General features: G+C 59.4%; 21 protein-coding genes and 4 pseudogenes. 14 read left to right on the top strand and 11 right to left on the bottom strand.

Going from position 1 to position 21210, the window contains the following annotated elements; genetic code table 11:
* Positions 1-428: 428 nt before the first annotated feature.
* A pseudogene (locus tag ACX3OW_RS20445) lies at positions 429-827 on the bottom strand (ABC transporter ATP-binding protein); the annotation flags it as partial.
* Here ACX3OW_RS20445 and ACX3OW_RS20440 point away from each other — a divergent pair.
* The 3 genes from ACX3OW_RS20440 to ACX3OW_RS20430 are packed head-to-tail and all read left to right on the top strand — an operon-like array spanning position 828 to position 3241.
* Positions 828-1541: an alpha/beta fold hydrolase gene (locus ACX3OW_RS20440; protein ID WP_459097635.1), complete on the top strand. Its 714-nt coding sequence runs from the start codon at positions 828-830 to the stop codon at positions 1539-1541.
* A complete protein-coding gene (locus ACX3OW_RS20435; RefSeq protein ID WP_459097634.1) occupies positions 1514-2248 on the top strand; it encodes an SDR family NAD(P)-dependent oxidoreductase in 735 nt (244 codons plus the stop codon). The genes ACX3OW_RS20440 and ACX3OW_RS20435 overlap by 28 nt, the downstream gene beginning before the upstream one ends.
* Before the next feature lie 48 nt (positions 2249-2296).
* The gene (locus tag ACX3OW_RS20430) at positions 2297-3241 is read left to right on the top strand and encodes a dihydrodipicolinate synthase family protein (RefSeq protein ID WP_459097633.1); all 945 of its coding nucleotides are present in this window, start codon (positions 2297-2299) and stop codon (positions 3239-3241) included.
* 33 nt (positions 3242-3274) lie between these two features.
* On the opposite strand, the pseudogene ACX3OW_RS20425 reads toward ACX3OW_RS20430, so the two are convergent.
* The 3 genes and pseudogenes from ACX3OW_RS20425 to ACX3OW_RS20415 form a co-directional block, all read right to left on the bottom strand.
* Positions 3275-3499 (bottom strand): annotated as a pseudogene (locus tag ACX3OW_RS20425) (transposase); the annotation flags it as partial.
* Positions 3500-3845: 346 nt separating this feature from the next.
* Positions 3846-4151: a hypothetical protein gene (locus tag ACX3OW_RS20420; protein WP_459097632.1), complete on the bottom strand. Its 306-nt coding sequence runs from the start codon at positions 4149-4151 to the stop codon at positions 3846-3848.
* Between the two features lie 235 nt (positions 4152-4386).
* A pseudogene (locus ACX3OW_RS20415) lies at positions 4387-5016 on the bottom strand (VOC family protein); the annotation flags it as partial.
* A gap of 149 nt (positions 5017-5165) precedes the next feature.
* Between ACX3OW_RS20415 and ACX3OW_RS20410 the strand changes: the two are divergent.
* From ACX3OW_RS20410 to ACX3OW_RS20395, 4 genes are all read left to right on the top strand, one after another.
* Positions 5166-6350, top strand: a complete 1185-nt coding sequence (locus ACX3OW_RS20410; RefSeq protein ID WP_459097631.1) for a CE1758 family FMN-dependent luciferase-like monooxygenase — start codon at positions 5166-5168, stop codon at positions 6348-6350.
* 20 nt (positions 6351-6370) lie between these two features.
* Complete coding sequence (locus ACX3OW_RS20405) at positions 6371-6811, top strand: MarR family winged helix-turn-helix transcriptional regulator (RefSeq protein WP_459097630.1); 441 nt, start codon at positions 6371-6373, stop codon at positions 6809-6811.
* A 1-nt stretch (position 6812) separates the two neighbouring features.
* Positions 6813-7523, top strand: a complete 711-nt coding sequence (locus ACX3OW_RS20400; protein WP_459097629.1) for a CE1759 family FMN reductase — start codon at positions 6813-6815, stop codon at positions 7521-7523.
* 549 nt (positions 7524-8072) lie between these two features.
* Complete coding sequence (locus ACX3OW_RS20395; protein WP_459097628.1) at positions 8073-8426, top strand: TfoX/Sxy family protein; 354 nt, start codon at positions 8073-8075, stop codon at positions 8424-8426.
* 83 nt (positions 8427-8509) lie between these two features.
* On the opposite strand, the gene ACX3OW_RS20390 is transcribed toward ACX3OW_RS20395, so the two are convergent.
* Both ACX3OW_RS20390 and ACX3OW_RS20385 read right to left on the bottom strand, forming a co-directional pair.
* Complete coding sequence (locus ACX3OW_RS20390; protein ID WP_459097627.1) at positions 8510-9925, bottom strand: mercuric reductase; 1416 nt, start codon at positions 9923-9925, stop codon at positions 8510-8512.
* Positions 9926-10172: 247 nt separating this feature from the next.
* The gene (locus ACX3OW_RS20385; protein ID WP_459097626.1) at positions 10173-10670 is read right to left on the bottom strand and encodes a hypothetical protein; all 498 of its coding nucleotides are present in this window, start codon (positions 10668-10670) and stop codon (positions 10173-10175) included.
* 25 nt (positions 10671-10695) lie between these two features.
* Between ACX3OW_RS20385 and ACX3OW_RS20380 the strand changes: the two genes are divergently transcribed.
* From ACX3OW_RS20380 to dmeF, 3 genes and pseudogenes are all read left to right on the top strand, one after another.
* Positions 10696-11427, top strand: a complete 732-nt coding sequence (locus ACX3OW_RS20380) for a hypothetical protein (protein WP_459097625.1) — start codon at positions 10696-10698, stop codon at positions 11425-11427.
* Positions 11428-11660: 233 nt separating this feature from the next.
* Positions 11661-11918: a metal/formaldehyde-sensitive transcriptional repressor gene (locus tag ACX3OW_RS20375; RefSeq protein ID WP_459097639.1), complete on the top strand. Its 258-nt coding sequence runs from the start codon at positions 11661-11663 to the stop codon at positions 11916-11918.
* Positions 11919-11952: 34 nt separating this feature from the next.
* A pseudogene (gene dmeF, locus ACX3OW_RS20370) lies at positions 11953-12477 on the top strand (CDF family Co(II)/Ni(II) efflux transporter DmeF); the annotation flags it as partial.
* Positions 12478-13119: 642 nt separating this feature from the next.
* Here the strand turns inward: dmeF and ACX3OW_RS20365 are convergent.
* Positions 13120-13995, bottom strand: coding sequence for an EamA family transporter (locus ACX3OW_RS20365; protein WP_459097624.1), 876 nt, complete (start codon positions 13993-13995; stop codon positions 13120-13122).
* A 160-nt stretch (positions 13996-14155) separates the two neighbouring features.
* Positions 14156-14773, bottom strand: coding sequence for a nitroreductase family protein (locus ACX3OW_RS20360; RefSeq protein WP_459097623.1), 618 nt, complete (start codon positions 14771-14773; stop codon positions 14156-14158).
* Positions 14774-14959: 186 nt separating this feature from the next.
* Here ACX3OW_RS20360 and ACX3OW_RS20355 point away from each other — a divergent pair, with 186 nt between their 5' ends.
* The gene (locus tag ACX3OW_RS20355; RefSeq protein WP_459097622.1) at positions 14960-15850 is read left to right on the top strand and encodes a LysR family transcriptional regulator; all 891 of its coding nucleotides are present in this window, start codon (positions 14960-14962) and stop codon (positions 15848-15850) included.
* 172 nt (positions 15851-16022) lie between these two features.
* Positions 16023-16493, top strand: a complete 471-nt coding sequence (locus ACX3OW_RS20350; RefSeq protein ID WP_459097621.1) for an SRPBCC family protein — start codon at positions 16023-16025, stop codon at positions 16491-16493.
* A gap of 179 nt (positions 16494-16672) precedes the next feature.
* On the opposite strand, the gene ACX3OW_RS20345 is transcribed toward ACX3OW_RS20350, so the two are convergent.
* Positions 16673-17305: an FMN-binding negative transcriptional regulator gene (locus ACX3OW_RS20345; RefSeq protein WP_459097620.1), complete on the bottom strand. Its 633-nt coding sequence runs from the start codon at positions 17303-17305 to the stop codon at positions 16673-16675.
* Positions 17306-17414: 109 nt separating this feature from the next.
* Positions 17415-17816 carry a winged helix-turn-helix transcriptional regulator gene (locus tag ACX3OW_RS20340; RefSeq protein WP_459097619.1) on the bottom strand — a complete coding sequence of 134 codons (402 nt, stop codon included), beginning with the start codon at positions 17814-17816 and terminating at the stop codon, positions 17415-17417.
* 103 nt (positions 17817-17919) lie between these two features.
* Between ACX3OW_RS20340 and ACX3OW_RS20335 the strand changes: the two genes are divergently transcribed.
* Positions 17920-18990 carry an alkene reductase gene (locus tag ACX3OW_RS20335; RefSeq protein WP_459097618.1) on the top strand — a complete coding sequence of 357 codons (1071 nt, stop codon included), beginning with the start codon at positions 17920-17922 and terminating at the stop codon, positions 18988-18990.
* Positions 18991-19189: 199 nt separating this feature from the next.
* On the opposite strand, the gene ACX3OW_RS20330 is transcribed toward ACX3OW_RS20335, so the two are convergent.
* Positions 19190-19849, bottom strand: coding sequence for an HD domain-containing protein (locus ACX3OW_RS20330; RefSeq protein WP_459097617.1), 660 nt, complete (start codon positions 19847-19849; stop codon positions 19190-19192).
* Positions 19850-19981: 132 nt separating this feature from the next.
* Here ACX3OW_RS20330 and ACX3OW_RS20325 point away from each other — a divergent pair, with 132 nt between their 5' ends.
* A complete protein-coding gene (locus tag ACX3OW_RS20325) occupies positions 19982-21040 on the top strand; it encodes a GlxA family transcriptional regulator (protein WP_459097616.1) in 1059 nt (352 codons plus the stop codon).
* Positions 21041-21210 lie beyond the last annotated feature (170 nt).

Genomic DNA, 21210 nt, shown 5'->3' with positions numbered 1-21210 from the left:
CCGCCTCAAGAACGGTGCGCCCCTGGCCGACTTGAACCCCGCCACGCTTTATGGCGGCGGCAGTGCCGGCTACACCGATTATCCGGCGCTGAGCTGATATCCAGCTTGGGCTGATGAATGAAGGCCCATCCCGCCATTGGCGCTGTAGCGTCGGCCTTGGTCCGTTGCGGTCGTTCCTTGACTGCCACAAGCGGCCAGACCAGATAAATGCGGCGCATTTTTTCGTCTTGCATCAGATCCGCGGCCGCACCCGAGATCGCAATCTCCCCAGCGTCGATGACAAACGCTCGGTCAGAGATCTGAAGCGCCTTGTCGGCGCTCTGCTCGACGACCAGTATCGAGAGATTTTCCGCTTCCTTGAGGACCCCGAAAGTCCTGTACAGATCTTCCACGATCAGTGGCGCCAGGCCGAAGGATGGCTCGTCCAGAAGCAGGATACGTGGCTTCAGCATCAGCGCCCGGCCAACCGCCAGCATTTGTTGCTCACCACCGGACAGGGTGCCGGCCTGCTGCCACAGCCGCTTCCGCAGAACCGGGAAATAATCGAGGATGCGCTCGAAATCGTTCTTTGCTTCGCTCGACTTGCCCCGAGTGATCCCGCCAAGGCGCAGATTTTCAGAGACGGTTAGGCGTGAGAATGTGCCGCGCCCTTGCGGAACGTGGGCCACACCCATTGCCGCAATATCGCTGGCGCTTTTGCCCACCAGAGACTGACCGTCAAAGGTAATCTGGCCACCCGCGGGAAGTAGGCCGCTCAGTGCGCGCAAGGTGGTCGTCTTACCGGCACCATTGGCACCCAGCACATCGCTCGGCGCAGACGGCACCATGTGGGAGCCGCAGGTCGAAGCGCTGTCATCAAGCTGCAATACCATCATCATGGACATGCGGGGCCACGTCGCTCCCCTGTGCCCGAAAGGGAAATCTCGATTTCCGATCTCGCCGATGACGTGATTGCGGTTGCAGATCACCTTGGCGTTGAGAAGTTCAGCTACTGCGGCCTCTCGATTGGCGGCGTCATCGGCCAGAGCCTTGCCGCCCGTTATGCAAACCGCATCAACTGCGTTGTCCTCGCATCGACCGGCCTGACAATTCTCAGCCGCGATGGCCTCTATGCCCGCGCGCAGAAGGTTATCGACGAAGGCATGAACTGGATCGCCGACCTTTCGGAATCACGTTGGTTCACCGAGGAATTCCGACAGCGGGACCCCGAGGCCGTCCGCAAGAAGATGGACACGCTGCGCAATATGGACCCGCGTGGCTACGCCGCCGCCTGCATTGCACTTGCCAATTTCGATGGCACTGAACTAGCCGCAGCCATTACCCGCCCGAGCCTCGTCGTCATGGGCGAAGAGGATGTAGCAACCCCGGTCGTCGGCGGTCAGAAACTCGCCGAGCTGATCGCCGCGCGCAGTACGCGAGCATTCCGAACGCCTCGCACATCTGCAATCTGGAACAGCCCGAGCTATTCAACTCCCTTGTGCTCCAGCACGTTTCCACATTTGGAGGCCAATGAATGTCCGACGAATTCAAAGGCAAAGTAATCCTGATCACCGGAGCCGCAAACGGCCAGGGCGAAGCTGAAGTTCGTCGTCTGGTCGCCGCTGGCGCAACCGTGATCATCACCGACATCGATGAAGCAAAGGGCCAGGCACTTGCCGATGACCTGGGCCCAAACGCTGTATTCCAGAAACTCGATGTTGCGGAAGAAGTGAGCTGGACCGAAGCGATGGCGGTCTGCCGCCACTACGGAAGGCTCGACGGGCTGGTCAACAACGCCGGCATTTTCGTCCCCGCAATGCTCGAAGACACAACCCCAGACCTTGTTCTACAGCACTTCCGGGTAAACCAGCTCGGTGTTGTTCTGGGCATGAAAATGGCCGCACCGGTGATGCGTGAAAGCGGCGGAGGTTCGATTGTGAACGTGTCCTCCGTGGCAGGTCTCAAGGGCGTGCCAGACGCTATCGCCTATTGCGGCACCAAGTGGGCCGTCCGCGGCATGACCAGGTCCGCCGCTTCCGCACTGGCTGTCGACAAGATCCGCGTGAACTCGCTCTATCCAGGCTACATCGACACGGACATGCTCAGCATTCCAGAGCGCAGCGATCTGGATGCGCGGCTGAACCGCCTTCCCATGAAGCGTATCGGTACGCCGGATGAGGTTGCAGACGCGTGCGTGTTCCTCCTGTCCAACGCAAGCACTTACATGACCGGGGCGGAAATCTGCATCGACGGCGGCCTGATCCTCTAGCCGTCCCATCAGGCAACGCCCACGGCGGTCCAGCCGTGAGCCCCCATCATGCTCACCTTGTTCATTTCATCTAGGTATTCCATGGCTATCGCACCTGAACACTGGCGCGGCTATTTCGCTGCTTCCCCCACCCCGTTCACCGCGAACGGTGACTTGGACCTGCCGCTGTTGAAGTCGACGGTCAGTTGGTTTGTGAACGAAAAGCCCCACGGCATCGTCGTCAATGGCACGACGGGGGAATGGTACGCCCAGACCGCTGAAGAGCGTGAGCAGGTCATGGATGCCGCCCGTTCGGCGGTTCCGGACACCATACCCCTGCTCATCGGTGTCTCCAGCAACGACCCACGCGAAACCGTTCGGCTCGGTCGCCACGCCGCCGCCGCCGGTGCAGATGGCGTGCTTGTCACTCTGCCTCCCGGTCGCCGTCTGTTTACCAAGGAAATCTACTCCTACTACAGTCGCATTGCCCAGGACGTGCCCCTGCCAATCCTCATCTACAATGTCCCCAGCGCCGCCGGTTCTGATCTGCCGCCTGATTGCATCGAAGAGCTGCAGAAAATCCCCGGCGTCGTGGGCTTCAAGGACAACACCCAGAACCCGGGCTTCCGCGCCCAGACATTGCGCGCGCTTGGCAAGACTACCGCGGCGTTCTCTGACGTTCTGGATCCCCAGTCCTTCGATCTTTTGCTTGAAGGCTATGGTCGCGGCCAGATCGGTGCCGGAATGCCGTTAGGTCACCAGCTGTCCGTCGCATTCGAGACCGTTTGGGCTGGCGATATCGAAGCGGCGCGCCAGACCATGATGCGCTTCTCCCAGTTCAAGAAGGACCTGCTGTCGGTGCTCGCGCCCGGCCAGGCCTGGCATGCGGAAATGAAGGCCCTTATGCGTGCTGTGGGCGTTGACGCAGGCTTGCCGCGTTTCCCGACCAGCACCTTGGCGACGGATCCCGACGCAGTGAAGAAACTTCAGAGGATACTCTATAACTACATCTAGTTGAGCTGCTGCCGGTTCGGTGGACACGTGGTTATCGCGCTCCGCCTTGGCGACTTCGCGGCGCAGCTTCTGGATCTCGGCTTGCTCGGGCTTCATCTGCCCATGACCAAGGCCTGTTGCGGATCGGCAGACTGCTCGCGTACCCATTTGCGCAACACGTTCACATGCAGGTCGCCGCTGCGCCACTGCAAACGCCCGCTCCCTGACCAGCCTGACAGTCCCGAGCTTGAACTCCCTGCTGAACCTGCGTCTCTCCACAGCTCAGATGGGGGAGGAAGGCAGGCAGGAAGTGGCCGCCAGGTCCGTCCCGTCTTTGAGTGGCTGCTTTCCACGGAGCTTCACCAAGAGCGGACAGACCGCAATCGGCCCCATTCTTGCCGTTGCCCCTGTCTTGGTGAATAGCGGAAAGGGGCCGACCGCGGAATGGCCACTTTCGGGGAGAGGCGCTTGGAACAAGACATTCAGAGCGCCGCCCGCTTATAACCAATCTCGCGCCGCGGCGGCTCCTAGACGATGAGCATTGAACGCTGGAACCAAGTGCCTAAAGCAGGTTTGCTGCTCCGTCTTCAGTAAAACCGCGACTACTGTGTGATATTGTCCTTTATCAAACATATAAAGGGGCAGGTGATGGATGACGAAAAGCAGGGCCGCGCTGCGAAATCTCGGCCGAACCGTCGCCGAAGGCATCGTTGAACTGGTTCCAGGCGGCGGCCTCGTCACCGGTGCCCTGCGGGTCGCCCATACGCCAAAGACCGAAAAGGCGCGCGAGGAATGGTAGAAGGATATCTCCGAACGCTCCAACGAGCAGGATAGCCGATGCCACGGGTGCGATGATGGCGGCATGCTGACCGGTGATGCGGTAGCCCACGCCATCGATCCTATCCAGGCTCTTGATACCGATGTGGCTCATCTCGCCCGGTCGGGCCTTTCAATCGCGGATCACGGGCGGACGGGGCTCAGGCCGATCCAGCCGGTTCAGGCCCAACCGACGCAGGATCAAGCCCCACGCTGGAACGCGCCATTCCCAGTTCGGCGGCGAGCCGATACGGACAATGATGCGGCCGCGAACTGCGGTCCGTCAGATGCTGGTCTCCCGCGCGATAGAGGCCTGCCAGCGTTGAGCCGTGCGCACCGACATCGACCCGAACAACAGACCAGCCCGGCCAAAAGCCTGACGCATTGCGGACGTCGATTACGTCGCCACTTTCGGAAACCATGCGATAGGTCGTGTGGCTGGCAGACGTTTTGGCATAGCCGAAATAGCGTTCCAGGAAGGCAATGGTTTCTTCGGGTACACTCGACAACAATGTCGCCCCATGCAGACGACGCACGGCATCGGCGCTGGATATTCCCCTCGTTACCACAGGCGTCGCAGTGCCCTCCAAGCTGGCGCCAACCAGTTTGACCACGATGCCATCGGGATCCTTCAAGCGGAGAAATGTCTCCCCGAACTCGCGCTGCGGTCCCTCCATCGGAATACCGAATTCCAAGGCTCGGCTGATCCAGAAGCCAAGGCTGTCCTGCGCGACCGCGAGCGAGAATTCGGCGACCTGCGCAAGACCGACCCGACCCGGCGCGCCATCTTCCCAAACGAGAAAAATGACCAGTGAACCAGGCGAACCAGCGCTGTCGCCATAGATGAGGTGGAGCTGCTGGGCATCCTCAAAACCACCGGTGCGTTTGACCAGACGAAGGCCGAGAAAACCGACATAGAAATCCACATTGGCCTGCACCTTGCGGGTGATCATTGTGATGTGGTGGATGCCTGAAGTCATGGTTCAACGCCTTCTTATCAATGTCCAAGCTTAAGCGGCATGGTGTCAGGGGTCTCCCGCCCCATCGCGCCAAGCGAGCGAAAACGCCACTTGATAATTGCATGCGCATGCATATATATAGCTTCAGATTTGCCACGGAGGCTATGAAAATGCAGTTCGGAATCTTCTCGGTCAGCGACATCACGCGCAATGTGCATACCGGCGAAACGCCGAGCGAAGCCAAGCGCATCCAGGATATCGGCCGCATCGCCAAACGGGCCGATGAGGTGGGGCTCGATGTCTTTGCAATCGGCGAGCATCATAACCCGCCATTCTTTTCGTCGGCGCCGACGACACTGCTGGCGCATATCGCGGCGCGTACCGAAAACATCCTGCTCAGTACGTCGACGTCGCTGATCACCACCAACGACCCCGTTCGCATGGCCGAGGAATATGCCATGCTGCAGCATCTCTCGAACGGCCGCATGGACCTGATGCTGGGTCGCGGCAACACGGGACCGGTCTATCCCTGGTTCGGACAGCAAATCCGCGACGGCGTGGCGCTGGCGCTCGAGCACTACAATTTGCTGCACAAGCTGTGGCGCGAGGATGTGGTCAACTGGGAAGGCAAATTCCGCACGCCGCTGCAGGGCTTTACCGCAACGCCACGGCCGCTCGATGACGTGCCGCCATTCGTCTGGCATGGCGCCATCCGCACGCCCGAAATCGCCGAGCAGGCCGCGTTCTATGGCAATGGCTACTTTGCCAACAACATCCTGGCGCCCAACTTTCACTTCAAGCCTTTGGTGGATTTCTATCGGCAGCGCTTCGAGCACTACGGCCATGGCACCAAGGAACAGGCTATCGTCGGCCTTGGCGGGCAGGCCTTTATCGCCAAGAACTCGCAGGACGCTTACGCGCAGTTCCGGCCGTTCTTCGAGGGTAACCCGCTGTACGGCTCAAGCCACACTCTGGAAGAATATGCTCGGGATACGCCGCTTAGTGTCGGCAGTCCGCAGGAAATCATCGACCGTACCCTGACGTTCCAGGCGGGTTTTGGCGACTATCAGCGCCAACTATGGAACATTGATGCCATGGGCTTGCCGGTTGAGCTAGCACTTGAACAGGTTGAATTGCTGGGCACCGAAGTCGTGCCGGTACTGCGCCGTGAAATGGCGTCGCGCCGTTCGGCTGGCGCTGCCGACGCACCGACCCATGCCAGCCTGGTGAAAGCCAAGTATGGCGAGACCGCACCCCGCCAGCCGACGCCGAGTCCGAACCGTGGCGACAACCTCACCGGCGCTCGCCCCTATCAGGACAGCAACGACAATGCCCAACTGGCGCGGGTGAGCTAACCATGGCTGGAGATGCCGCCTTGGCGAACAAGGCTTGGGAAGCACTGTTCCGCGCCCAAATGACGATCTCTCAAGACCTCGCCGAAAGCGAAGCTTGGGGCGATCTGGCGCCGAGCGAATATGGCGTGCTTTATGCGCTATCGACGGCCAAGACCGGCGTTCGGATGTCGGAGCTGACAGCCGACGTCCTGCTCAGCCAGGCGGGGCTCTCCCGCCTGGTGGCTCGCCTAGAAAAACGTGGCCTGATCGAACGTCAGCCTGACCCGCAAGACGCGAGGGCCAGCGTCCTGCGGCTCTCGATCGAGGGAACTCACCTGCAGCGTCGGGTCGGCGCGCGGCACGGACGCCATGTTGCCGACGTGATGGCGTCGCGGCTTACCCCGGCGCAACTGATCGCCCTGCGCGATCTCTGCCAATGCATGCTGAAGCCATCTCCAGCCCCACACGAAACGGACATTTGAAATGCCTCCTCTTTCTCAGGACAATGCCGCTCCAGTGCGCCTCGTGGCGATCAATGGCGGCGTCAGCGATCCGTCCTCGACGCGGATGCTGGTCGATCAGATGGCACAAAAGACCATTGACCGGCTCGCTGCGACACATCGCGTCACGACGCTGAGCATAATCGATCTGGCACCGCTGGCTGTCGATATTGCCAAAGCCATGGTTGCCGGCTTTCCCAGCGAAAAGCTGCAGGCCGCGATCGACAGCCTGGCGAGCGCTGACGCCGTCATAGCCGCCACGCCAGTCTACAAGGCTGGCATCAGCGGGCTGTTCAAGTCGTTCATCGACTTGATCGACAGCGACCTGCTGATAGCCAAGCCGGTGCTCCTCGGCGCAACGGCGGGAACCGCGCGCCATGCCATGGTGACCGACGACCAGATGCGGCCGCTGTTTGCGTTCCTGCGCGCCATCCCGATGCCGACCTCGGTGTTCGTGACCCCCGATGATTGGGGTTCGAGCGAGTTGGCCAAACGCATTGATCGCGGTGCTGTCGAGCTCAGCCAGTTCGTGTTGAGTGGCGTCGGCTTGGCGATCTCTGAGGCGGCCTGGCAGAGCTACCAGCACCAGTTCGCCGGCAACGCCACGCGGGCCGAACATAGCGCCGGCGATGTCGATTTCGACACCGATCTGATGCGGTTGGCCACAGGTGGGTCGATCAGCACCAAGCTATAAGCGAGCAAAATGAGGCGGGGCGACAATGGCCCTGCGTCTGCTACCGGCAACGCGACAACATAAGACACAGGCTCGATGCTGACGTACCCGACAACACCCTGCTATTGCAAACATCGCCTGCTGGCGGACAGCGCGGAGCAACTACTGCCCCGAGCTGCCAATGTCGATTAGATCGAACGGTCCAGATAGCAAAATCATCGCAGTGACAGCAGGACGCTTTTAGGGATGAGACGGTCCTCTGCGTCGAACCGCTTGTCCGAATGCGCGGCGACGCCCGGTGGATATGTCGCCGGTATCGACATGTGGCTCTGTCGTGTCGATAAAAATACAATCTATCGACACATCACAAGCAACGAAGCTGGCCGTTCCGACGGCTGACTGATTGGGTGATTAGACAACACCATTCCGAGGGTTTCGGCGTACGCTGCGTGGGGCACGCTCTTCTCTCGAAGCTGTTCCATCGACATCACGGCCCATGCAGCCGAAGTTCTGCGTACCTTTGCAGGCATCGAGCGGACCTGACCTCCTTAACCTCGAACGGAGACATAAATGGCGACGAAGTCCAAAGCCTCAGAAATGGCAGATCAGTACATTGCAGCTCTCACCGGATGGGCCGAAGTGACGCGAAAGCCTCTCTTCGGCGCGATCGCGCTGCGCCGCAACGACCTGGTTTTCGGCATGATCTGGAAGGGCGCCCTCTACTTCAAGACCGACGAACAATCGGTGCAGGAGTACGACGAGGCGGATTCCGACAAACTGCGCTACACCGACCACGGTGGCAAGTCGCAGGCACTGAAGTCCTATGCCGAAGTCCCCCCGGACGTAACTGAGGACGAGGAAAAGCTTCGTCAGTGGGCAGAAACGGCATATCAGGTTGCTCTCACAACGGCTGCGCGCTCTTGAGGGCTTCAGGCAGCTAACAGGGTGACGCTCATCAAGTCTGCTTTTGGGCAGCCACTGACCCACCTTCTGATTGACTGTGGAATCTATCGCCGGCTGCTGGCCAGCACATTGCCAAACAGCGCGTTCAGGCCCTCAGCCATCGTCGGGTGAGCGAGAATGGCGTCGCGCAATTCGCCATAGGGCAGTTGCCCGAGCATAGCGGCCTGCACTACGGCCATGACTTCACCAGCGTCGGAACCGATCATGGTGAAACCGAGGATTTGGTCGTCGTCGTTGACCAGCGCCTTCATGAAGCCAGCGGTCTCCCCCGTCGTGCGCGTCCGCAACACCGCCTTCATCGGTAATTTTGCCACGCGGACGTCGATCCCGCTGGCTCGTGCTTCTGCCTCGCTCAGGCCGATACGGGCCAGCGGCGGGTCGATGAACATGCAATACGGCACCATTCGCCCGGCAGTCGTTCTGTTGCCACCGGCCAGATTGTCCCGGATGACACGAAAATCGTCGAGCGATGCGTGGGTGAACTGTGGACTTCCCGCGCACTCTCCGATCGCCCAGATGTTGGGAGCCGTCGACTCCAGGCGATCGTTAACCTGGACATAACCGCGATCCGTCAACGCGACGCCAGCGTCTTCGAGGCCGATGCCGCGCGTATTGGGCGTGCGACCGGCCGCCACCAGCAGATCAGTGCCCTCGATTGTTATCGCTCCATCGGGCGTACGAATGTCGGCGCGAATGTGCTCGCCGGATCGCCCCTCCACCCGCTCCACAGTGGCGGACAGCAGCACCTCGACGTCATCCGCTTCTAAGATGCGCTGCACTTCTTGTGACACGTCGGGGTCTTCACGCCGCAGCAGCCGGGAGCCATGGTCGATGACAGTGACGCGGCTGCCGAAACGCCGATAGGCCTGGGCCAGTTCGAGCCCGACATAGCCGCCGCCAAGGACGATCAGGTGATCCGGCAGCCGGTCTAGGTCGAGTGCCTCGATATGGGTGAGAGGTTCGGCCTCCACCAGACCCGGAACAGGCGGAATGCTGGCATGCGTTCCAAGATTGAGAAACAGCTTTTTGGCAGCGAGCCGCCGCGTCCCGCCGTCGTTCAATGCCACCTCGATCATCTGAGGCGCGACGAGGCGCGCATTGCCCATGATGAGTTCAGCGCCGGTTGCCTTGTAACGCTCGAGATGAAAGGCCACGAGGCTTTCAACCATGGCGCGTTTGCGCTGCACGACCTTTGCCATATCTACCGAAACGGGGCCGGTGGTAACGCCGAATTCTCCGGCGCGGGAGACGATCCTGGCCACGCCGGCGCTCCAGATCTCGTTTTTACTGGGTAGGCAGTTGATGTTTGGACAGGACCCGCCGATCCAGCGTCGTTCAATCACCGCGACCTTCTGGCCAGATTGCGCGAGGTGCCAGGCAAGGTATTTGCCGCCCTCGCCACTGCCGATGACGACTGCATCATACTGTTCAGTTCTGAGCATCGCGACCTCAACAATCAAGCGCCTCGCTGCCGAGACTAACCCTTGTTTCCGGACATTCCTAGAATGCCTTTCCTATCAAGGCGCTCGTGAAAGGCCGGACACGACGGCAACCAGATTCATCGCGAGATGTTTACCAAAACCGCCTTGGCGGTGAATGCTGGGCCCGTTCGAGCGGTATCCTCGCGGGACGAAATGGTTCAATCTCCAAGGGCTGAGCAGGGAGATTGCTATGGCCGGTACCGTAATCCTCGTGAAAGATTGCGCCTCACTTCAGGAAGCCGTGCAGCAGGAGGCGGCTCATATCGAGATCGAAGGGCGGATCACCGACCTGCCCAGCCTGAAGCTTTCCCCTGGAACCCGCCTGCGTGGCGTGGGTCCCGATGCGGAGCTGCACTTCAGGGAAGGGCTCCCTGGACTGCTGCTTAGCGCCAATCACCAGATTGCCGATCTGCGCCTGGTGACGGATGAAACCCAGATTGCCCTGGGGCTGGCCGATGACACGGACGATCTCGGCACCCTGACGATCAGTAATGTGAGAACCCTCGGCCGCGTCCACCTGGAAGCCAGCCGCGCCAAACGCGGCGCCCTGAAACTGGATGGCATCCATGTCGAAGGCGCGGATGCGCGGATGGCCGCTCACCGCCCCGCCGGCTTCGGGGTGGAGGTCCTGATCGGGGGGCTTACGGTCTATAATTCCTCGAAAGACCAGAGCAGCCGCTGGACGCTGGACGCTGGACGCCCGCAACCTGTCGGGCGGCAGCAAGGACCACCCCCTGCGTGGAAGTGGGGTGTTTATCTTCGGTGGCTGGTTTATTCCGGTCAATGCCGACCCAGCCCAGGCCCCCGCTCCGACCCAGGGGGGCGGCACTATTGAGCTGACGCTGCTGACGACGGGCGACGTCCATGCGGATGGCGGCATCCCCAAAGGCACGTCCAACCTCATCACCGGCGGGGTGTTTGTCGGATCGGGTGTGCACGCGCAAAGCATTGTCAATCAGGGGCCGACCACGACCTACGGACCCAATGACATGGTGCTGGACAACTGGGGCAAGATCGACTCATGGGTTGCCCAGGCGGCGGTCACGTCACACGGCAGCAGCGGCATCGGTTTCGTCAATTTTGGGGACATCGACACCCTGAAGATTCAGGCACCCATCCAAACACACGGGATGGGCGCGCGCGGCTTCAATCTCTATGACGGCTCGTTGCAACATGCCGTGTTCGAGAGCATCACGACCTATGGCGACGGCGCAATTGGGGTGCAACTCTCAAAGCCGTTTGGGACCATCGTCGTGGAGCAGGACATCCGCACAAAGGGGGGCGAGGGGGACAGCCTCGTGCGCGGCAAGTTGGTGCATCTCAAAGCGCACGCGCTCAGCCTTAAGCCCGGGGCCAAGGGAGATGCGCTCGTCGTGCAGGGGCAGGCAATCGCCGAGAATAGCGCTATGCCCGACTATGATTTTTCGACGCCGCTGCGCGAGATTAGCCGGATCGAGATCGGCGGAAAGCCAATTACCTGAACCCTGGGAATGCGCGCGATTGGCAGGGTGCCGCCGACCATACCTGGCATCGGGCGGTCATTCGGCGATGCTGAATGGCTGCCATCTCGCTTCGCACCAGTACGGCCAAGGTTATATCGACCGCTTGTGCTCACTGCGTTCCTAATGCAGACCGCCCGGAAACCACCCTCCAAGTCGGCCATTGGAGAAGCCATAATCCGCCTTCCAAGAGTGCCGCCTGCCAAACGCCCAACTTGCGCTCTCCTCTTGCCCGCGTCCGAAGGATCAAGGGTCAGGTTGAAGCTGTCGAACGCGCATTAGAGGCGGAACTGGGGTGCGCCGATGTGCTGCAACTCGTCGCGTCCGTGCGCGGTGCCGTTAGCGGCCTGACGGTCGAATTGATCGAGGATCATATCGTGTATCACGTGGTGAACCCCCATCACGAGCCAGATTCTGACCGCGCAAAGGGCGCAGCCGATCTGATCGAAGTCGTTCGCACTTACCTCAAATAGAGGTTGGCGGTCGCATACCCCTGAAAGCAAACCAATGACTGACCAGTCACTCGCAGCCTCCCATGAACATATTTTTCTGGGAAAAAACCATGACCGCAATGCAAGGCAGACATGGATCGTAATTGCGCTGACCGCCTCAATGATGGTGGTCGAGATTGTGGCGGGTTCGATATACGGCTCCATGGCTTTAGTGGCCGATGGTTGGCATATGTCAACCCACGCCGCCGCGATGCTCATTAGCGCATTGGCCTATCTCTATGCCCGCAAGCACGCCCACAATAGGCGCTTTACCTTCGGCACGGGAAAGCTGGGTGATCTAGCCGCCTTCGCCAGTGCGGTCATACTGGCGCTTATCGCTCTGCTGATCGGGTGGGAAAGCCTCTTGCGCTTTTACAGCCCGGTACACATCAATTTTTCACAGGCCATACTGGTAGCCTGCATCGGCCTTGGGGTGAACCTTGTCAGTGCATGGCTATTGCGCGACGATCATTCGCGTCCCCAGTTTTGGTCGCATCGATTCAAGAATTTCGGTCGCTACCTGCGTCATGGGACCAAATCGACCCAACCGATTTGGTCCTAATATCGATTCAGGAGCTGTCTTCTCGGATCGCTATTCCTGGCCGCATCGACTCAAGAATTTTGGTCGATGCCCGTTCGACGGGGCTAAATCGACTCAGATCGAAATGATCCTAATACTATGAGGGGAGTTGGTGGGCCCACCAGGACTCGAACCTGGAACCAGACCGTTATGAGCGGTCCTCTGGATGAGCAAAAGCCCGGAAATCCGGGACACTCCGATCACGAATAGCTGGGTATATCCGCGTTTGTTCACGGTGTAGTTGTGCGGTAGTTGTGCGGAGGGAGGGACCGGCGTCCGGTTACGAAAGGTATCAAAGTGACCACGCTGACCAGCGAGATAGCGCTGCCAACGACCCTGCTCCCCTTGTACAAGTGTTCTTGCACATCAAACCAACGCCCCCATTCGGGACCGTGCATTTCGTCAGCCATGGGGTCGGAAGCCGCCGAGCAGCAACGCGCCCCATTGCGGCCGTTCGGGCGTCCATCTGCATGTCCCGAAAGCTGCCGGTCTGCTCTTGAAGAGACCACTGCCGGAATGGGGTGGTTTTCTGCCCGTCCGCTTTCGGATGGTCATCGGAGTAAGCGGCCGTTCCGTCGACCGCCGACGTGGGACCGTCGGTCCTTATTGAGAGCGCGGGCGCTGAACGCGCTGGCCCAGCCAGACACTTCCAACAACGATGACCATGCCAATGAGCTGCATCAGCGACAGCGACTGGTCGAGAAACATCCACCCCAAAACAACGGCGGTCAGAGGGCTAAAGAAACCAAGCGAGGCGACAACCGACGGCTCCAACTTCGCAATACCACGGAACCACAGAATGTAAGTCAGAGCTGCACCGATCAGCCCGAGATATGCCAATCCCAGCACATTTGGCGTCGTCAGGGTTGGTAGAGATGGTTCAAGCAGAAGCGCAATAGGAACGAGCAGAATCCCCCCCGCCGTCAATTGCCAGGCCGTGAACGTGAGCGGCGAAACCGGCGGTTGCCAGCGGCGGCTCAAGACTGTGCCAAATGCCATTGAAACGGCTCCGACAAGGGCCGCTGCAATCCCTATCGGATCGAGGGCCGCGCCGGGCGTGAGGACCAGCAGCGCTACCCCTACAATGCCCGCACCTGCGGCCACAATCGACACTGGCCGTATCGAACTCCCCAGAAAGGCGGACGCCAGAAAAATGACGATCAGCGGCTGGACGGCTCCAACTGTCGCGGCAACACCACCTGGCAGACGATAGGCCGCGACAAATAGCATCGCCCAGAAGACTGAGAAGTTAAGCGCCCCAAGCAGGAATGTCCGACCCCACCAAATTCCAGTGGGCAACTGCCGAACGATCAAAAGCAGTATTAGACCGGCCGGAAGAGCACGCAGCATGGCAACCGTCATCGGATAGCCCGCCGGGAGAAATTGGGTGGTTACGATATAAGTGCTGCCCCACACGGCAGGCGCAATGGCCGTAACGAGTAGGTCGAAACTATGGGAAGCTTTCTTGTCATCAACCATGATGATTCCTCCAGCGTTAGAATTGCAGAGTGAGCCAGAGGGTGAGGTACTGACTGTCGTCTTCGGCGGTGTTCGATCCATCGCGTGACTTCCGCAAATACCTAAGCTCCGTTCAACGCCACGTTATCCGCTGGCGACTGCCCGATGGGACCGTCTCGGACTATGCAAGTTCCAGAACCTCGGAAACAGGCCGGCGCAGTTTTTGCGGCCAGTTGCCTGGGGCAGCACGGCCCACCGCCAAAAGCACCACCGGCACTTCATCAGCGCCGAGACCGAAAGCCTCCTTCACGCCGTCAGCATCGAACCCGACCATTGCACCGGAGGTGAGACCGAAAGCTTGCGCCGCAAACATCAGGGTCGACGCCGCGAATGTCGCCGTGCGGATCGCTTCATCGCGTTGCATACGCGGCTGTTCCGAGTACATGGAACGAACGGCGTCCGTCCAGTTTGGGATGAACTGCTCCGGCATGAACCCGGCCTCGACAGATGGCCGCAGGCGATCGGCAACAGTCTCGTGGTCGGGCAGGACGCCGCAGATGATGAAGGTCACAGCCGCTTCGCTGATCTTCGGCTGATCTCCTGCAACCTGACGCAACCGCGCCTTGGCCTCTGATGTGTGAACTGCAATGAAACGCCAGTTCTGGAGATTGAACGCGGTCGGTGCCCGCGTCGCCAACCGAACCAATTCGTCAATCTGTTCGGTTGAGACGGTTTGCGACGGGTCGAACAGGCTGACCGAAACACGTTGCTCGATCATCTCTACGAAAGGATTGGTCATTGCTGAAACTGTCTTTCTAAATACTAGTCGGCCGCAACGTTCACCCCTCGGTTGCCGATGTAGGGGGTTGGCCGTCAGAAGCGATTGATCTGCCTCGTCATTGCCCGCCCCCCAAACCTAAGGGCTTCACCACAGATCGATAATATGTGAAATCAACATGGTATTATCTACTGAGGGTAAACAATCATGGATCATCTGACCGCATTGAAGGTCTTCCGCCATGTCGCCGAGCTGAACAGCTTCGCTGAAGCTGGGCGGCGCGTCGGCTTGTCTCCGGCAGCGATCAGCAAGAATATCGGGGAGCTGGAAGCTTATTTAGCCGTTCGGCTCATCAACCGCACAACACGGCGAATGGCCCTGACTGAAGCCGGCACGCTCTACTACAGTCAGGTGTCGCGCATCCTGGATGACCTCGAAGAGGCCGATCGATCCCTTGGTCCCTTGCAGCAAGTCCCAACCGGCATTTTGCGCGTCAGTGCCCCAATGACCGTAACTTTAACATGCCTGTCGTCTGCGCTTCCACGGTTCCTGACACTCCACCCCGGCCTATCGCTTGAACTGAATTTGGAGGACCGCGTCGTCGATATCGTCAAAGAGGGCTTTGACGTTGCTATCCGCGGCAGCAACAAACTCGACGATTCCAGTCTCATCGCCAGGAAGCTGATGGCGATGCCCCATGTCCTATGTGGTGCGCCCGCGTATTTCGAGGCCTCTGGCGTTCCTCAAACGCCCGAAGACCTTTCCAGACACAATTGCGTTCAGTTCACGCCCTTAGGAAACGCGGATACTTGGGAGTTTTTCAAATCAGATCGTTCCGCGCGGATTACCGTCAACGGTCAATACAAGGTTAATTCCAGCCTGGCAGTGCGTGACGCTCTGCTCGCTGGTTTCGGGCTGAGCCTGATCCCTTATCCCTATGTGAAAGATGATCTGGCCCAAGGAAGATTGGGCGCAGTGCTAGAAGACTGGTCAACGGTCGACGCATCCATTTACGCGATTTACCCCTCCCGGCTGTATCTCACTTCCAAGGTGCGGGCGTTCCTCGACTTTCTTGTCGACGAACTAACCGAGAAATGACGAATGCATCGCAAGCGGTTCAACCCAGGATTCTGCCGCCCTTAGCCAGTTTTGTCGACATGACCAATCCGGGGCTGACGCTGAGGCATGGCTGTCCGAGCAACGTGCGCTTTGGCAGGCCAGAACGGATCGCCTAGCCAACTATGTCGAAACCAAATGTCAGAGAACGAAAATGACGGCTGAAAACACCGAGTTGAACATTTCGCGTATCATCAACGCTTCTCCGGCCACCGTCTGGAAGGCCTGGAGCAAGCCTGAGCATCTTTCTAAATGGTGGATACCCGAGCCCATCGAATGCAAGGTCGTCAAGCTGGATCTGCGGCCGGGCGGCGGTTTCGAGACGCTGATGCGCGAGGGCGGCGGCGAATTTAAGCCGCATGTCGAAGGCTGCTTTCTAGACATCGCGCCCGAACATCGCATGGTGTGGACCACGGCCTTGGCCGATGGCTGGCGACCGATCGAGCCTTGGCTAACGCTGACCGCGATCATTACCTTCGAGACGGAGGGTCAGGGCACCCGGTATTCGGCTCGTGTGCTGCACAAAAGCCCCGCCGACAGCCGGAAGCACGAGGAGTTGGGATTTCACGAAGGCTGGGGCACCACGATTGACCAACTCGCGGCATTTGCTGAGCGCTTGGTATGACACTAAGGAGCCGAAGAAGTCTGCCGCTTCGGTGTCGCTAAAATCCCACTTAAAACGACAGTTCTGCACATAACTTCTGCGAATGTATCAACGATGACGATAGCCGCCTGCAAAGTCTGATTTCAGGAACGATGAGCATCGACGCGAACGACCGGAATGGGGTCGGTAACAGACCGGAATTACGGCTTCAGGGTCGGTATCATGGTGGCAACCTGCCGCTCGTCAGCCCTGTCGCTGGAGACCAGCCCCTTGGCGACGCCGACCCTGTCCGCCTCGGGACGGTTCTGGCTCATCTTCACCTTGCCCTCTATGCGGGTAATCGGGAGCCTGAAGCCAATAATCCCTTTTAGTTGCGAGCGAATATAATTCTCTGGCGCGTCAGTCACCGCCCATGGCCTGGAACGGGCCTGCTCATACAGGTCGGTAAGGCGCGTAACGGCCTCGCGCAGCCGGGTCTCATCGTCAAAAAATTCGGGCGTGCCGTAGGTGTGGACGGCGGCATAATTCCATGTCGGAACAACTTTGCCATGCTCTTGCTTGGTTGCGTACCATGATGGGGTGATATACGCGTCCACCCCGGAAAAGATGACGAGAGCTTCACCTATGGGTGCAGCCTGCCATTGCGGATTGGCCTTTGCAAAATGCCCGTAAAGCGTGCCGTAATCGCCTTCGGTTTCATCCAGAATGAGCGGCAAAGGGGTGGCCATTAGCCCTTCGGCTGTGGCTGTGACAAGCGTGGAAAGGCGAGCCTCGCGCATGATCTGGCGCAAGGCTGCGGGGTTTTCCTCGCGAAAGGCGGGTGGCGTGTACATGCTGCAAAACTACCATAGCAACTGCGAAGAAAGCCAATTCAAATCCATGATGGCTGCTATCAACACCAACAGCTCCATAATTGAGGTGATCCGACTAGCCTATGGAAAGTCAGGACTCTGTTTTGTCCTCAGCTGCTGCCGTTTTTGCGTGCTGCTCCATCTGATCGAGAGCAGGCTTATTCGCTTCGCCCCACTGATAGAGCATTTCAATGGGCTGCGCGAAGGTACGGCCAAGGGACGTTAGCTCATATTCCACCTTGGGCGGCACCACGTTGTAAACGCGCCGATGCACAAGGCCGCGCTGCTCGACTTCCCGCAAAGTCTGGATCAGCATTTTCTTAGAAATGCCGGGCAAGGCCCGTTGCAGATCGCCAGTGCGGCATTTGCCGCCCGGCCAATGGTTGAGCGCATGCAAAATCAAACTGGTCCACTTCCCTGTGAACAGGTCCATGACGCGACGGGGCAGACAGGTTTCTTCGAAAACGAGTTTATCGCCGACAATGGTAGGCATTGATGGTCACCCTTTGGGCACTATGTCCCCGACGGGTGCCTAATAGCCTTCTTGGCTCTAGTTGTCTATTTTACCTTAAACCCACAACAACGAAAGAAATTGCATGTCGCGCCTGTTCGACCCGCTGAAAATTGGCCGTTTGGAGCTGCCGAACCGCATCATCATGGCTCCTCTTACGCGGAAACGGGCAGGCGTCGAGCGTATCCCCAATGCGATGATGGCGGAGTATTACCAGCAACGGGCAGGCGCCGGCCTGATCTTGAGCGAGGCCACATCCACCTCGTCGCAAGGGGTTGGCTATTGGGGAACGCCGGGCATTTGGAATGATGCACAAGTAGAAGGATGGAAGCTCGTCACCGCAGCCGTACATGAAGCCGGAGGCCGCATCTTTTCGCAGCTCTGGCACGTAGGCCGAATTTCCGATCCAGAATTGCTCGAAGGCCAACTGCCTGTTGCGCCGAGTGCGATTGCCGCAGCCGGGCATGTGTCATCGCTCCGGCCTAAGCGTCCCCATCCGGTGCCCCGCGCTCTTGAGACAGAAGAAATTCCCGGCATTGTAGCCGACTTTCGGCGCGGTGCAGAAAACGCCATGAAGGCTGGTTTTGATGGCGTCGAGCTGCATGCCGCAAATGGCTACCTGATCGATCAGTTTTTGCAGGACAAAACCAATCACCGCACTGATCGGCATGGTGGATCGGTGGAGAACCGCGCCCGCTTGCTGCTCGAAATTCTTGATGCTGTTATCGAGGTTTGGGGCGCGGATCGGGTGGGCGTCCATCTTCGGCCACGCGGCGAAGAACATGACATGGGCGACAGCAACCCAAAGGCCCTTTTTGGCTATGTTGCTGACGAGCTGAAAAAGCGGGAGATAGCCTTCATTTTCGTGCGTGAAATCGAAGGTCACGACAGCCTTCTAGGCGAAATCAAGCGTCGATTTGGCGGGCCTGTCATCGCCAACGAGCTAATGACCAAAGAGGACGGCGACCGCTTCATTGAAGCTGGTTTTGCGGATGCTCTGGCCTTCGGGCGTGACTATATCGCCACGCCCGATTTGGCCGAACGGCTCAAGCTGGGTCTGCCCTTCAATCAGCAGAACAAGGAAACCTTCTACGGTGATGGCCCGGAAGGATATACCGATTATCCCCGCATGGTGCCCGGTCGCTCGGTGTCATAATGGCGATTATCCGATTCCATGGCCTGCGGCTGCTTTCGGGAAGTGGCACGATTTCTGCGAACGGCTAAGATGGGGTCGGTTCCGGCCACTTCGGGCTGGGTGGAAACCGGACCGGCAGCTTCCAGGAAAGTTGACAGGCGGTTTGCCGAAACAGTGTTCGTCTCGGAAATACTCGGCATTGCCCCAACTCTCAGCTCGATCAGGCGTGCCAGCGCGAATTGCGGATGACCGAGCAGAAATTGCCGCGGTGGAAATGTGGCTCCTTGTCGGCGAGTACATCGGCCTTAACGTTGCCGAAGGTGGTGTCCGGCTTGTGCTTGATGCCGTCATAGAAGGCCTGGATGATGTCCTCTTTGAACCGCGGCGTGCGCGGGAAGGCCGAGACAACGGCCTCGCGCGTCGTGTCGTCATACTCGTCATAGGTGAGGCCAAGCACATCCATCTCGACGCCCGCGGTGGTCAGCGCAATCACCGGATGCATGTGTTCTGGCACGCCGGGTGTGGTGTGCAGCGCGATCCCGGCCCAGACCTTTTCGATATCGCAGGCATCGACGCCGTGGCTCTGTAGAAAATCCCGCGCGGCATTGGCGCCATCCACCTCGAAGCGCAGATCCGGACTGCTGTGTGACGGCATCAGGCCGATGTCGTGAAACATCGTTGCCGCATAGAGCAGCTCAGCGTTGACGGTGAGGCCGCGCTGCTTCCCGGCAAGCGCGCCGAAGAAATAGACGCGGCTGGAATGGTTGAACAGCAAATCGGATTCTGTATCGCGCACAAATTCGGTGATCGCGCGGCCGAGCTTGCTGTCCGGCACCGAAATGCCATTGATGCTGGCTTTCGAGAGGAGCGGATCGGTCATGTTCATATCTCCAGTGAGAGGAAGCTAGCGCTATTCATCGCCCGCGAGGCGTTTGGCAGCAAACATACACGCCATCGAAAACCCGCCAACCATGTGCGATAAGCTGCCCGAAGCGATACTGGAGGCGATTTGATGACCAAGAGGGAAGTGGCGCTCATCATCCATGATGGCGTGCAGGCGCTAGACGTAGCTGGTCCGCTCGACGTCTTCGCCGAAGCGAATGGGTTTCTTCCATCCAACGAGGCATATGACTGCCTGCTTCTCGCGGCCGACACAAATGCCGTCCGTGCCTCGAACGGCATGTCGGTGGTCCCCCATCTCGCCTTCGCGCAAGCGGGGCGCCGCTTTGACATTGCCCTCGTGGCAGGCGGACCTTCACTGCCAGAGGCCCGGCCGGATGCCGCCATGTTGGACTGGCTGCGGAATTGGGGCACGCTGGCCGGGCGCTATGGATCGATTTGCACCGGTGCGTTCGTGCTCGGCCACGCTGGGCTGCTCGATGGTCGTGTCGCGACGACGCATTGGCAGAATGCCGCGCAGCTTGCCGCAAGCTTCCCTGCCTGCCGGGTGGAGTACGACCGCATCCATGCTCGTGACGGTGCGTTGGTGACGTCGGCCGGCGTGACCGCGGGCATCGACCTCGCGCTTGCGCTGGTGAGCGAGGATCATGGCGAGGCGCTGGCTCTTGCCTGCGCCAAGCGGTTGGTGGTCGTCGCCCAGCGCCAAGGCGGCCAGTCGCAGTTCAGCCCGTTATTGGTGCCGCAACGCGACTCAGAATCACCGATCGGCAAGGTTCAGGCCTATGTCGTCAATCATCTCGCGGAGCCGTTTTCCGTCGAACGCTTGGCCCGGATCGCCGGCACCAGTGAACGTACGGTGGCTCGCCTGTTCGTGAAGGAACTGGGGCAGACGCCGCACGACTTCGTCGAAGGCGTCCGTATCGATCAGGCGCGCAACATGCTTGAAGCGACGGAACGCCCGATTAAGGCCATCGCTTTCGATTGCGGCTTCGACAACCCTCAGCAGATGAGAGCCGCGTTTCAGCGTCGGCTCGGGTTGAGCCCATTAAGGTACCGGGAAAGCTTCCAGTCTTCCCATCCTGCTGACGGATGGCTGCGGGAGAGTGAACGATGGGACCAAGGTGCGGATCGGCAGCTTACAAGCGATGCGGTGCAAAGCACAGATGACTAAAATGGGGTTGAAACCTGCCACTGGCGCGATGGATTGGAATGCCAGACCTTGAAGCGCTTTGGACGGCCCATGCAGAAGCATGTTGTGGGCACAAATGTCTCGCGTACCGGAAGGCCGCCTGTGGGTAGAAAGCGGCATGGCTGATATGGGGCTACGGCGTCTGGGCGGTG

Source organism: Devosia sp. A449 (assembly GCF_054489375.1).
The sequence above is the reverse complement of the archived record's forward strand: the minus strand, read 5'-3'. Positions and strand labels throughout refer to the sequence as shown.

Bases quoted from the DNA above. Each gene is read 5' to 3' on its own strand.
- ACX3OW_RS20400 (WP_459097629.1), top strand. From the start codon at position 6,813: ATGCCTCCTCTTTCTCAGGACAATGCCGCTCCAGTGCGCCTCGTGGCG.
- ACX3OW_RS20345 (WP_459097620.1), bottom strand. From the start codon at position 17,305: ATGTACACGCCACCCGCCTTTCGCGAGGAAAACCCCGCAGCCTTGCGC.
- ACX3OW_RS20430 (WP_459097633.1), top strand. From the start codon at position 2,297: ATGCTCACCTTGTTCATTTCATCTAGGTATTCCATGGCTATCGCACCT.
- ACX3OW_RS20435 (WP_459097634.1), top strand. From the start codon at position 1,514: ATGTCCGACGAATTCAAAGGCAAAGTAATCCTGATCACCGGAGCCGCA.
- ACX3OW_RS20365 (WP_459097624.1), bottom strand. From the start codon at position 13,995: ATGGTTGATGACAAGAAAGCTTCCCATAGTTTCGACCTACTCGTTACG.
- ACX3OW_RS20330 (WP_459097617.1), bottom strand. From the start codon at position 19,849: ATGACCGATCCGCTCCTCTCGAAAGCCAGCATCAATGGCATTTCGGTG.
- ACX3OW_RS20325 (WP_459097616.1), top strand. From the start codon at position 19,982: ATGACCAAGAGGGAAGTGGCGCTCATCATCCATGATGGCGTGCAGGCG.
- ACX3OW_RS20360 (WP_459097623.1), bottom strand. From the start codon at position 14,773: ATGACCAATCCTTTCGTAGAGATGATCGAGCAACGTGTTTCGGTCAGC.
- ACX3OW_RS20395 (WP_459097628.1), top strand. From the start codon at position 8,073: ATGGCGACGAAGTCCAAAGCCTCAGAAATGGCAGATCAGTACATTGCA.
- ACX3OW_RS20335 (WP_459097618.1), top strand. From the start codon at position 17,920: ATGTCGCGCCTGTTCGACCCGCTGAAAATTGGCCGTTTGGAGCTGCCG.
- ACX3OW_RS20410 (WP_459097631.1), top strand. From the start codon at position 5,166: ATGCAGTTCGGAATCTTCTCGGTCAGCGACATCACGCGCAATGTGCAT.
- ACX3OW_RS20350 (WP_459097621.1), top strand. From the start codon at position 16,023: ATGACGGCTGAAAACACCGAGTTGAACATTTCGCGTATCATCAACGCT.
- ACX3OW_RS20340 (WP_459097619.1), bottom strand. From the start codon at position 17,816: ATGCCTACCATTGTCGGCGATAAACTCGTTTTCGAAGAAACCTGTCTG.
- ACX3OW_RS20420 (WP_459097632.1), bottom strand. From the start codon at position 4,151: ATGAGCCACATCGGTATCAAGAGCCTGGATAGGATCGATGGCGTGGGC.
- ACX3OW_RS20355 (WP_459097622.1), top strand. From the start codon at position 14,960: ATGGATCATCTGACCGCATTGAAGGTCTTCCGCCATGTCGCCGAGCTG.